The sequence below is a fragment of the Microbacterium sp. Beta genome (assembly GCF_005502545.1).
Classification (GTDB): domain Bacteria; phylum Actinomycetota; class Actinomycetes; order Actinomycetales; family Microbacteriaceae; genus Microbacterium; species Microbacterium oxydans.
This window is the reverse complement of sequence record NZ_SCOG01000043.1, coordinates 1-11,632: the sequence shown is the minus strand read 5'-3', so window position 1 is coordinate 11,632 and position 11,632 is coordinate 1. Positions and strand designations below refer to the sequence as shown.

Annotated in this window: 10 protein-coding genes and 1 pseudogene; 5 read left to right on the top strand and 6 right to left on the bottom strand. The window is 67.7% G+C overall.

The window, feature by feature from the left end; translation table 11 throughout:
• A partial coding sequence (locus FFS56_RS20060) for a hypothetical protein (RefSeq protein ID WP_212742688.1) occupies window positions 1-964 on the top strand: 964 nt, incomplete at its 5' end.
• A 7-nt stretch (window positions 965-971) separates the two neighbouring features.
• On the opposite strand, the gene FFS56_RS20055 is transcribed toward FFS56_RS20060, so the two are convergent.
• Complete coding sequence (locus FFS56_RS20055; protein WP_127011882.1) at window positions 972-2,177, bottom strand: class I SAM-dependent methyltransferase; 1,206 nt, start codon at window positions 2,175-2,177, stop codon at window positions 972-974.
• 158 nt (window positions 2,178-2,335) lie between these two features.
• Between FFS56_RS20055 and groES the strand changes: the two genes are divergently transcribed.
• The 3 genes from groES to FFS56_RS20040 all read left to right on the top strand — a co-directional run bounded on the left by groES (window position 2,336) and on the right by FFS56_RS20040 (window position 5,145).
• Window positions 2,336-2,632: a co-chaperone GroES gene (gene groES, locus FFS56_RS20050; protein WP_017203655.1), complete on the top strand. Its 297-nt coding sequence runs from the start codon at window positions 2,336-2,338 to the stop codon at window positions 2,630-2,632.
• Window positions 2,633-2,814: 182 nt separating this feature from the next.
• Entirely contained in the window at window positions 2,815-3,744 is a 930-nt protein-coding gene (gene rarD, locus FFS56_RS20045; protein WP_058631858.1) for an EamA family transporter RarD, read from the top strand.
• A 144-nt stretch (window positions 3,745-3,888) separates the two neighbouring features.
• Window positions 3,889-5,145, top strand: coding sequence for an ABC transporter substrate-binding protein (locus FFS56_RS20040; protein WP_127011883.1), 1,257 nt, complete (start codon window positions 3,889-3,891; stop codon window positions 5,143-5,145).
• Window positions 5,146-5,237: 92 nt separating this feature from the next.
• Here the strand turns inward: FFS56_RS20040 and FFS56_RS20035 are convergent, their stop codons facing one another.
• From FFS56_RS20035 to FFS56_RS20020, 4 genes are all read right to left on the bottom strand, one after another.
• A complete protein-coding gene (locus tag FFS56_RS20035) occupies window positions 5,238-6,011 on the bottom strand; it encodes an ABC transporter ATP-binding protein (RefSeq protein WP_127011884.1) in 774 nt (257 codons plus the stop codon).
• Window positions 6,008-7,000, bottom strand: coding sequence for an ABC transporter ATP-binding protein (locus FFS56_RS20030; protein ID WP_046747449.1), 993 nt, complete (start codon window positions 6,998-7,000; stop codon window positions 6,008-6,010). Before FFS56_RS20030 ends, FFS56_RS20035 begins: the two co-directional genes overlap by 4 nt.
• Window positions 7,001-7,067: 67 nt before the next feature.
• The gene (locus tag FFS56_RS20025; protein ID WP_046747418.1) at window positions 7,068-8,045 is read right to left on the bottom strand and encodes a branched-chain amino acid ABC transporter permease; all 978 of its coding nucleotides are present in this window, start codon (window positions 8,043-8,045) and stop codon (window positions 7,068-7,070) included.
• A gap of 5 nt (window positions 8,046-8,050) precedes the next feature.
• A complete protein-coding gene (locus tag FFS56_RS20020) occupies window positions 8,051-9,358 on the bottom strand; it encodes a branched-chain amino acid ABC transporter permease (RefSeq protein ID WP_082108587.1) in 1,308 nt (435 codons plus the stop codon).
• A 294-nt stretch (window positions 9,359-9,652) separates the two neighbouring features.
• Between FFS56_RS20020 and guaB the strand changes: the two genes are divergently transcribed.
• Window positions 9,653-11,155, top strand: coding sequence for an IMP dehydrogenase (gene guaB, locus FFS56_RS20015; protein ID WP_137772184.1), 1,503 nt, complete (start codon window positions 9,653-9,655; stop codon window positions 11,153-11,155).
• 65 nt (window positions 11,156-11,220) lie between these two features.
• Here guaB and FFS56_RS20010 read toward each other — a convergent pair.
• Window positions 11,221-11,632, bottom strand: a pseudogene (locus tag FFS56_RS20010) (hypothetical protein); the annotation flags it as partial.

The following is an 11,632-nucleotide window of genomic DNA, read 5'->3' as shown; positions in this document are numbered from 1 at the left end:
CGCCTCAGCGGCAGCGCCGGTCGTCGGTCAAGGGACCGAGCCGCCCCCCGATAGCGACGTGCCGCGCCGGCGGGAGATCCTCGCCCGGACGCTGCGTCGGCTCCCCGTGCTGGTGCCCGTCGTCTCCGTCCTGCTGCTGGCGGCCGGAGTGGGCATCGGCTGGGCGGTGTTCGCGCCGCCATCGCCGGAGGTCACGCTGACGGCGGTGCAGCAGGACCGCCGTGACGCGCTCGCCGCAGCCGACTTCGATCCCGGCTCGGTCGTGCCCCTCGCGCGAGAGGGGGATGCGCTGGCCTGGTACGCGACCCGTCAGGAGGCCGGCATCCGGTGCCTGATCCTCGACGTCGGCGCGCAGTCGCAATCGACCTGCCTCCCGGTCGACAGCATCGGGCGCGGCCTGAGCGCGACGATCCCGGTCCCCATGGAGGACAGCGGTGACACCCCTCGCGGAGTGGAGGCGGTGAGCGCCTCGATGCTCCTCTCGACGACGGGGGAGCCGATCGTCACCCTGGAACGCTGGCCGATGACGTCTTCTTCACCGTCGCAGTTCGCGGGTGCGGAGCGGTCACGCGCGGAGGAGCTGGCCGGCGAGGGGTTCGTCTCGTCCCTCGAGATCGTCGGTTCCTTCCGCACCTTGCCGGTGTGGACCGGGGACCGCGTGTCGGATCTGGGCACCGTCGAGAAGTGCCTCATCGTCGATGCGGTCGATGCGATGACCTGCGCCGCCTCCACCGCCGCCGTCGAGTCCGGTCTCGAAACGCGGATCGACCGCGTCGACGGCGGAGACGGTGCGCTCATCGGCACCTCGACTCTCGCGGCGAGGTTCACGAGGTGGCAGACGCCCTACCTCGTCATCACCGAGGCATCGCCGGGGAGGGGAGGCCCGGGCGAGATCGTCCGGGTCGAGGCCCCACCCGGTGACCCCATCGTGGTCGAACCGCCGGGCCGCGATCCGGACGGCTGAGCGGACGTCAGCTCGCCGCGGGCACCCGGTCGGCGAGGATCGCGCGGCGCTGGTCGCCGATACGGACGAGGATCAGCGTCGCCTCCTGGTCTCCGCGCAGCGTGAGCTTCTTCCGGAAGGCGGCGGGATCGACATCCACTCCGCGTTTCTTGATCTCCAGGCGTCCGACATCGTTCGCCTTGAGCGCGGCGTTGATCGCCTTGGGGCTCGCCGGAAGCGTCTCCCTGACGCGGAAGGACTGCACGAACGGACTGGTCAGGGCTGCGTCGGATGTCAGATAGGCGATGTGTTCGTCGAGCATGCCGGCGTCGAGACTGCGGGCGACCTCTCCGATCAGCCGCGCGCGGATCACCGCCCCGTCCGGCTCGTGCAGGAAGGCGCCGAGCTCGCGCACGGGCTCATCGGCGGTGTCGGCCGCAGCAATGAGCTCGTGCGAGCGCTCGCCGCGGATCACCAGTGCCGCGCGGCGCACTCCTTCTCGGGCGAGGGATCCGCTCCACACGACGAGTTCGACCACGCTGCCGTCGGCGCTCACCCACTGCGCCTCGGCATCGGCGGGCAGTGCGTCGCGGTCGTGGGCCGGTCCGAGCTTGATGCCGGTCGGGCGACGTGCGGCCACATCGAACGCCCAGTCCAGGGAGGGGGAGTAGTCGTCGGCGGAGACACGCCTGGTCTCGCTGTGCCCGGAGGTGCGTCTGGCCGGGTCCATCCAGACCGCGTCCCCGTCGTCCAGTCTGGAGAGGGCTTCCTCCGCCGTCTCGTGCCGCACCGCGGCGTCGTCGCCGAACGGCGCCAGGTTGTATGCCGCGATGGCGGAGGTGACCTCGTCGGCGTCGACGGCGTGCACTTGGAGTCCGGCTCCGGCGAAGGCGAGCGCATCGCCGCCGATACCGCAGCCGAGGTCGGCTACACGGGTGAAGCCCGACTGACGGATGCGCTGGGCGTGCCGTGCCGCGACACCGAGCCGCGTCGCCTGCTCGAGGCCGGCCCTGGTGAAGAGCATGCGGGCGGCGAAGGGGCCGAACTTCGTCGCTGCCCTCGACCGCAGGTGCGCCTGCCCGACGACGGCGGACACGAGGTCGGGGGAGTGGCCGGCCGCACGCAGCCGCGACACCGCTCGCGCGACCTCGGTGGTCGACTCGATGGGACCGGTCGTGTCGAGAAGCTCGAGACCTTCGGGGGTGAGCAGGGCGCGCAGCTCGGACATCTCCACGGTCTCAGCCTAATCGGCCGCGCCTCGAGTCGAACCGCGTCGCTCACTGGCACTCGCATTGCGTGAGTGCCAGCCGAGCGCCTAGACTGGATTAGCACTCTCGGGTTGAGAGTGCGAACAAGTCTTTCGTGTCAGCGTCAAGAAAGAAGAGGTAGACCGTGTCGGTTTCCATCAAGCCGCTCGAGGACCGCATCGTCATCAAGCAGGTCGAGGCCGAGCAGACCACCGCGAGTGGCCTGGTCATCCCCGACACCGCCAAGGAGAAGCCCCAGGAGGGCGAGGTCGTGGCGGTCGGCCCCGGCCGCATCGACGACAACGGCAACCGTGTTCCGCTCGACGTCGCCGTCGGCGACCGCGTGCTCTACAGCAAGTACGGCGGCACCGAGGTGAAGTTCGGCGCAGACGAGTTCCTCGTCCTGTCGGCTCGCGACGTCCTGGCGGTCGTCGTCCGCTGATCTGCTGAACCTGTTCCCCGCCTCTCATGAGGGGCAGGGTGAGGTCCTCGAAGGGGGCCCGGATGCGTCTCGCATCCGGGCCCCCTTCTGCGTCCGCCAGCGGGCATCCCTTTCCTGCCAAACTCCGCCGGGAGGCTCAGCCGTCGCGGTCCGTATCCTCGCCGCGGGCATAGGGTTGTGCGGTGACCCCAGAGACGACCCGCGCCACGCAGACCGCCGGAGTCGCCTACGCCGGAGGGGCGTACCTCCTCTGGGGCGTGCTTCCCCTCTACTTCCTCCTCCTCGTTCCGACGGGTCCGTGGGAGGTCGTGGCCTGGCGGGTGCTGCTCTCCTTCGTCTTCTGCGTCCTGCTGCTCACCGTCACGCGCGGTTGGGTGGCCTTCGGCGTCATCATCCGCCAGCCGAAGCTGCTGGGGTTGACCGCGCTGGCGGGCCTGCTGATCTATGTGAACTGGCAGGTGTTCCTGATCGGAACGCTCAGCGGCAACGTCGTCGAGACGAGCCTGGGGTACTTCATCAACCCGATCACGACGGTGCTGCTGGGTGTCTTCGTGCTGAAGGAGCGCATCCGCCGATTGCAGTGGGCAGCCATCGCCATCGCGGCTATCGCCGTCATCGTGATCGTCGTCGCCTACCGGCAGTTCCCGTGGATCGCGCTGTCGCTGACCGCGTCCTTCGGCGTGTACGGGCTCATCAAGAAGAAGATCGGCCCTGCGGTCGATGCGATCAGCGGCCTGACTCTGGAGTCGTTCTGGCTGATCCCCATCGCGGTGGCGCAGCTGATCATCGTCGCGCTCACGTCGGGCATCACGATGGGCGCGAACGGGTGGGCGCACGCGTTGCTGCTGGCCTTCGCCGGTGTCGCCACGGCGGTTCCGCTGCTGCTCTTCGCCGCGGGAACCCGACGCATCAACCTCACGGTGATCGGCATGATCCAGTTCATCACCCCCGTCATGCAGTTCCTCATCGGGGTCCTGGTGCTGCACGAGCCGATGCCGGCCGAGCGCTGGGCCGGCTTCATCATCGTGTGGATTGCGATCGGCGTCTTCGTGGTCGACCTCCTGCTCGCCGCGCGACGAGGGCGCAGGATTCCACGGGTCGAAGCCGCCTGATCCCGAGGACCACGGGTCAGGGAACCCGGTCCCGGATCGTTAACGCACCGAGACACTTGCACCCCCTGCGCGCGATACTCACGCCCTAGTGTTAGAGCACCCGATTGTGGTCACATTCCACGTTCAGTTACGCAAGGGAGCATCATGAACGCATTGAAGGGCTCGCGAACCGCGAAGGTCTTCGCCGGGATCGCACTGGTCAGTGCATCCGCCATCGTCATCGCTGGTTGCAGCAGCACTCCGAGCGGGGAGAGCGGCGGCAGTGACAAGCCCGCAGCCGATCTGACGCTCAAGCTCGGCTCGCTGCTTCCGCAGACCGGCTCGCTGGCGTTCCTCGGCCCGCCCATGGAGTCGGGCGTCGGGCTGGCCGTCCAGGAGGTCAACGACGCGGCTGCCGGCATCACGATCGACCTGACGGCCGAAGACGAGGGCGACACCGACACCAAGGCCTACGAGACCTCGATCACCAAGCTGCAGGGCGCCGGCGTCTCCGCCATCGTCGGAGCTGCCGCATCCGGCGTCTCCAAGCTCATCCTCGACGGCAACGTCAGCGCCGGGATCCTCCAGATCTCCGCGTCGAACACCTCGCCCGACTTCACCACGTGGGATGACAACGGTCTGTACTTCCGCACCGCCCCCAGCGACCTGCTGCAGGGCGAGGTGCTCGGCAACCTCATCGCCGAGGACGGCGCGAAGACGCTCGGCATCATCTACCAGAACGACGCGTACGGCACGGGCCTCGACGCGGCGATCAAGGAGACCTTCGAGGGCACCGGCGGCGAGATCGTCGCCGAGGCGTCGTTCAACGTCGGCGACGCGCAGTTCGACGCCCAGGTCGAGACGATCAAGGCGCAGAACCCCGACGCGGTCGCGATCGTGTCGTTCGACCAGTTCAAGACCATTGCGCCGCTGCTGGTGAACGCCGGCATCTCGGCCGACAAGTTCTACATGGTCGACGGCAACCTGTCCGACTACGGCTCGGAGATCCCGGTCTCGCTCGAGGGCGCGCAGGGAACCAAGGCCGGCCCCGCACTCGCCGACGACTTCACCTCGCGTCTGCAGGACTTCTGGACGGGCGAGGGCAACGCCGAGGTCAAGGACTTCACCTACGCGGCTGAGGCGTACGACGCCGTCATCCTCGTGGCGCTGGCCTCCCTGGCCGCTGGCTCGACGGACGGCGCGGACATCGCGGCCAAGATGCAGGAGGTGTCGGGCGGCTCCGGTGACGGCAAGAAGTGCACCAGCTTCGCCGACTGCGCCAAGATCATCAACGACGGCGGCACGGCCGACTACGACGGCTACTCCGGTGACGTCACGTTCGATGAGGCCGGCGACCCGCAGGGTGCGTCGATCGGCATCTACAAGTACGGTGCCGACAACATGATCACCCGCACCAACTGATCAGACGATCACACGACGAAGGCCCCGGATCCGATCCGGGGCCTTCGTCGTGGTGTCGGCGGCTTTCTCGCTCGCGGCTTCTCGCTCGCCGCTCAGGCGGCGTCGGTGCCGAGCGTGCCGAGATAGAGACCGATGACCTTGGGGTCGTTCAGCAGGTCCCTGCCACTTCCCTCGTGCGCGTCCTTGCCCTGATCGAGGACGTACCCTCGGTCGCAGATCTGCAGGCAGCGTCGAGCATTCTGCTCCACCATGATCGTCGTGACACCGGCCTTGTTGATGTCGGAGACCCGGATGAACGCGTCGTCCTGTCGCACGGGGGAGAGGCCGGCCGACGGCTCGTCGAGCAGCAGCACCGATGGGTCCATCATGAGGGCACGGGACATGGCGACCATCTGCCGCTCACCACCGGAGAGCGAACCGGCGCGCTGCTTGAGGCGCTTGCCCAGCTCAGCGAAGATGCCGGTGACGAACTCGAGTCGCTCGTCGTAGATCTTGGGGTTCTGGTACAGCCCCATCTGCAGGTTCTCCTCGATCGACAGCGAGGGGAAGACGTTGTTGGTCTGCGGCACGAAGGCCACTCCGCGCCGGACGAGCTTGTCGGCCTTCAGACCCACGATGCTCTCACCCTTCACCGTGATGTCGCCGCTTCGCACGTTCACGAGCCCGAAGATGGCCTTCAGGAGAGTGGACTTCCCCGCCCCGTTCGGACCGATGATCCCGATCAGCTCTCCCTGCCGCGCCACGAGGTTGGCACCGTTGAGGATGTTCACACCGGGAAGATAGCCGGCATGGACGTCGGTCAGCTTCACGACGACATCGCCCTGAGCCGCGCTCGTCGCTGCATCGGTCGGCGTTTCCCCGCTCATGCGGTGCCCCTTCCCTCGGTATCGGTATCGGTATCGGTAGCGGTGCCGGGAACCGGATCGGTCGCCTCGAGCTCGGCCTCCGCCTCCGCTTCGATCTCCTCGCGGAGCCTGCTGGCGGCGGCATCGGGGAGCACCGGGATACGTCCGGTGACGGCGCCGAGGTCCACGTCCTGGTGTGCACCGAGGTACGCGTCAACGACAGCCGGGTTCTCCATGACCTCGTCGGGAGGGCCCTCCGCGACGACCCGCCCCTCGGCCATCACGATCACCCAGTCGGCGATGTGACGCACCATGTGCATGTCGTGCTCGACGAAGAGCACGGTCATGCCCTCCTCCTTCAGGTCGAGGATGTGGTCGAGGAGCGACTGCGTGAGCGCGGGGTTGACGCCGGCCATGGGCTCGTCGAGCATCACCAGCGTCGGGTCGCTCATCAGCGCCCTGGCCATCTCGAGGAGCTTGCGCTGGCCGCCCGAGAGGGCCGCGGCGAAGTCCTTCTCCTTCGCGTCGAGCTTGAAGCGCGTCAGCAGTTCGCGCGCCTTGGCCTCGATCTCGTCGTCCTGTGCCCTCCACAGGAAGGGGAACAGGCTGGACCAGAATCCCTCACCGCGCTGATGCGGAGCGCCCAGCTTCATGTTCTCGAGCACCGTGAGCAGCGAGAGCGACTTGGTGAGCTGGAACGTGCGTACCTGGCCCATCCTGGCCACCTTGAACGACGGCACCCCGGAGAGGCTCGTGCCGTCGAACGACCACGTGCCGCTGTTGGGCTTGTCGAATCCGCAGAGCAGGTTGAAGAGCGTCGTCTTGCCTGCTCCGTTCGGGCCGATCAGCGCGGTGATGGCTCCTCGGGGGACTTCGAGGTGATCGACGTCGACGGCGGTCAGGCCTCCGAAGCGACGCTGGACGGCGTCGACGACGAGGATCGGATCGACCTTCGCGACTCCGGGCTTCACCTCACCCTTGGTCAGGCCGGTGGTCTTCGGGCGTCGGATGCTCCCCGTGGAGGGAGCCGCGGTCACCGCGGCGTCCGCCGAGCCGGGGACCTGTTCCGGGGTCAGTTCATTTGACAAAGGTCATCTCCCTCTTGTCTCCGAGGATGCCCTGCGGGCGGAAGATCACGAGCAGCATCAGGGCGATGCCGACGAAGACGAAGACGAGGGTCGACGCCTGGCTGTCGGTCATCGGCAGCAGCCCGGCCTTCGCCATCGACGGGAGCAGGTTGGCCATGAAGGCGAACACCACCCAGAAGAGCACCGCACCGAGCGTGGGTCCGAACACCGTGGCCGCGCCTCCCAGGAGGAGGATCGTCCACAGGAAGAACGTCAGCGACGTCGAGTAGCTGCCGGGGACGACCGCGGAGGGGAGGACGAAGACGATCCCACCCGCGGCGCCGATCACACCACCCACGACGAGCGCCTGCATCTTGTAGGCGAAGACGTTCTTGCCCAGCGAGCGCACCGCGTCCTCGTCTTCGCGGATGCCCTTGAGCACGCGGCCCCACGGGCTGCGCATCAGCGCCCACACCAGCAGGATGGCGACGACCAGGACGATCACGCCGAACACGCGGTTCCAGAGGTCGTTCGCGCTGTACGTCCAGGGTCCGAACCCGTAGGTCCCCGGCGGGATGGGGTTCGCGTCGCGGAATCCGCCGTTGTACTGGGCGAGGCCGTCGGCGCTGTTGGTCCATTCGTCGAACACCTGCGTGGTGAAGAGGAGACGGACGATCTCGCCCGCGGCGATCGTGGCGATCGCGAGATAGTCGGCGCGGAGCCGCAGCGTCGGTATGCCCAGGAGCACGGCGAAGAGGGCGCCGCCGACCAGGCCGATCAGCATGCCGATCCACCACGGCAGGCCGAAGCTGAGCACCGAGATGGCGTAGCCGTAGCCGCCGATCGCCATGAACGCCGCCATGCCGAAGTTGAGCAGTCCGGCGTATCCGAAGTGCACGGCGAGGCCGGTCGCCGCGAGCGCGTAGGCGATGGTGACCGGGCTGAACAGGTAGACGGCCGTGTTCGAGAAGATGCTTCCGAAGTCCATGGCGATCAGCCCAACCTTTCCCTGCGTCCGAGCAGCCCTTGAGGTCTCACGAGGAGGATGAGGATGAGGATCACGAGAGCACTCGCATACTTGAGGTCGGACGGGATCCACAGCGTCGACACCTCGACAGCCATGCCGACGATGAGCGATCCGACCAGAGCGCCGAACGCCGTGCCGAGGCCGCCGAGGGTGATCGCGGCGAAGATCAGCAGGAGCATCTGCATCCCCATGTCCCACTTCACACCGGGGCGGAAGTACGCCCACAGGATGCCGGAGATGGCGGCGAGCGTTCCCGCGAGGATCCAGACGTAACGGATCACACGGTCGACGTCGATCCCGGACGCGGCAGCGAGCTGCGGGTTGTCGGAGATCGCGCGGGTGGCCTTGCCGATGCGGGTGCGCGTCAGGAAGAAGGCCACGGCCAGGATCACGACGATGCTCACACCCATCGCGATCATGTCGATGTAGGACAGGGAGATCGGCCCGAACTGGATCGGGGTGGGGCTGGCACCGGGGAGCTGATAGGTCCCTCCGCCGATCATGAACTGGAACGCGTATCGCAGCGCGAGCGAGAGCCCGATGCTGACGATCATCAGCTGGACGACACCGAGACCGCGCCGGCGGAGCGGACGCCAGATCCCGGCATCCAGCGCCCAGCCGAACAGGCCGCCGCCGATGACGGCCGCGACGATGCCGAGCCAGAGAGGAAGGTGCCAGAACGTGGTCGTGACGAGGGCGACGAGGCCGCCCCACGTGACCATCTCGGCGTGCGCGAAGTTGGAGAGGCGCGTGGTGCCGTAGATGAGGGCAGCGCCCATCGAGGCGAGAGCCAGCAGGAGTCCGAAGTTCAGTCCGCCGACGAGGCGTGAGAGCAGCTGGTCGACGAAGGAGACGGTGACCCGTTGCCCCTCGCCGAGGAAGAGGTTCATGATCTTCGTCCCGGTGAGGCCGAACTCGACTTCGAAGGAGGCCGTGGTCCCGGCGATCGGCTGGGTGCCCTCCGGGAGCTGGGTCGCATCGACGATCACGCCGTCCGGCAGCGTCGACTCATCGACCGTGAGGGTGTACTTCTCCTTCTCGGGCACGTACAGGCGCCATTTGCCGTCGGCATCGGTCTCGGTCTCGCCGTCGAAGCCCTTGCCCTCGATGGTCATGACCACGCCTTCGACCGGCTGGTCGTCGAAGGTCACGACGCCGGCGAAGTAGAAGTCGGTGACCTCCTGCCCGTCGTCCGTCGTCTCGGCCGAGGCCGCTGACGGGGGCAGGAACAGGAACGCTGTGAGCGCCATGAGGATACTGAGGAAGGCGACCACCCAGGGTCGCTTTCGCTGCACGGCGAGTGTTGTGGGTCCCACGCAACCTCCACTTTGAGTGCTGTGTCTCTGCGATCTCGGGTTTGTCCGCAGAGATGGACGACGCACTTGAGCGTAATGCGCCATCGCCGAATCACCTACGGTCGGTGCCAACGGTCCGGTAACGACGCGGCTCCGGGAATGTTCTCGGGCGTGTCTCGCTTAGAATCTTCATACGGGCCGCGGCCCCGCACCGGCCGACGTCGACCACCCCCTCGCACTCGGACATGCGCGACTCGCGCAGAAGGAGAATCCATGGAACAGCACGATCCCTTCGGCTTCGTCGGACTGACGTACGATGACGTGCTGTTGCTCCCCGGGCACACCGATGTCATCCCCAGCGAGGCCGACACCTCGTCGCGCATCACCCGGCGCATCTCGGTCGCGACGCCGCTCCTCTCGAGCGCCATGGACACGGTCACCGAGTCGCGGATGGCGATCGCGATGGCGCGTGAAGGCGGCATCGGCATCCTGCACCGCAACCTCTCCATCGCCGACCAGGCAGCGCACGTCGACCGCGTCAAGCGCAGCGAGTCCGGCATGATCACCGACCCCATCACCACGACGCAGGATGCGACGGTCGAAGAGGTCGACAACCTCTGCGCGAAGTACCGCATCTCCGGCCTTCCCGTCGTCGACGACGACGGCCGGCTCGTCGGCATCATCACCAACCGCGACATGCGCTTCGTCTCCGGCTTCGAGCGGCAGACCACCTTCGTCAAGGACGTCATGACGCGGGAGAACCTCGTCACCGCTCCGGTGGGCGTGGCCGCAGGCGAGGTCATCGCCCTGTTCGCGAAGCACCGTGTCGAGAAGCTGCCGCTCATCGACGACGACGGCAAGCTCGCCGGTCTCATCACCATCAAGGACTTCGACAAGAGCGAGAAGTACCCGCTCGCCACCAAGGACGACCAGGGGCGTCTGCGCGTCGGCGCGGCGATCGGCTTCTTCGGCGACGCGTGGGAGCGTGCCGAGGCGCTGCGCGATGCCGGGGTCGACGTCCTCGTGGTCGACACGGCCAACGGGCAGTCGCAGGGTGTCATCGACCTCGTCCGCCGGCTCAAGGCCGACGAGTCCTTCGCACACATCGACGTCATCGGCGGCAACGTCGCCACCCGTGAAGGCGCTCAGGCTCTCATCGATGCCGGAGTCGACGCGGTCAAGGTCGGCGTCGGCCCCGGGTCCATCTGCACCACCCGCGTCGTCGCCGGCGTGGGCGTGCCGCAGGTGACCGCGGTCTACGAGGCTTCGCTCGCCGCTCGTCCCGCAGGCGTTCCGGTCATCGCCGACGGTGGTCTGCAGTACTCGGGCGACATCGCCAAGGCGCTCGTCGCCGGTGCCGACGCCGTGATGCTCGGCTCGCTCCTCGCCGGAACCGACGAGTCGCCGGGCGAGATCGTCTTCCAGTCGGGCAAGCAGTTCAAGCAGTACCGCGGCATGGGCTCGCTCGGCGCGATGCAGACGCGCGGCAAGCAGACCTCGTACTCGAAGGACCGCTACTTCCAGGCCGATGTCCCGAGCGACGACAAGCTGATCCCCGAGGGCATCGAGGGCCAGGTCCCGTACCGCGGACCGCTCGCCGCGGTCGCCTATCAGCTGGTGGGCGGGCTGCGTCAGTCGATGTTCTACGTCGGAGCGCGCACGATCGAGGAGCTCAAGACGCGCGGCAAGTTCGTGCGCATCACCTCGGCGGGGCTCAAGGAGTCGCACCCGCACGACGTGCAGATCGTGGTCGAGGCGCCGAACTACAAGAAGTAGGCGTGACACGAAGAGGGGCCGGATGCGCATCGCATCCGGCCCCTCTTCGTGTCACGCCGCTGCGGTCACCCGCAGGTGTAGGTGACGCCGTTGACTTCCCAGACGCCGGCACCCAGCTCGGCGCACGTGCCGAAGATCGCGGCGAAGACGGTGACGGACAGGATGATCCCGATGATGCCGAGGATCGTCAGGATCGCGCCGATGATGATGCCCGCGATGGCCAGCCCCTTCGGCTGCCCGGTCTTGCCGAGTTTCACCGCGGCGACGATGCTCAGGATGAGTCCGATTGGCGCCGCCAGGAAGGCGAGGACCAGACCGACGATCGACAGGACGCGACCGGGAGGCGTGGGCTCCGGCTGCGGGTACGCCGGTGCCGTGGGCGCCGGATAGGCCGGGGCTGCTGTCGGTGCGGATTCCCAGGCCGGGGCTGCGGTCGGCGGAGCGGGAGGGGCAGCGGGCGGTGTCGTCGGGGTCGAG

Bases quoted from the DNA above. Each gene is read 5' to 3' on its own strand.
- FFS56_RS20040 (WP_127011883.1), top strand. From the start codon at position 3,889: ATGAACGCATTGAAGGGCTCGCGAACCGCGAAGGTCTTCGCCGGGATC.
- FFS56_RS20035 (WP_127011884.1), bottom strand. From the start codon at position 6,011: ATGAGCGGGGAAACGCCGACCGATGCAGCGACGAGCGCGGCTCAGGGC.
- FFS56_RS20025 (WP_046747418.1), bottom strand. From the start codon at position 8,045: ATGGACTTCGGAAGCATCTTCTCGAACACGGCCGTCTACCTGTTCAGC.
- guaB (WP_137772184.1), top strand. From the start codon at position 9,653: ATGGAACAGCACGATCCCTTCGGCTTCGTCGGACTGACGTACGATGAC.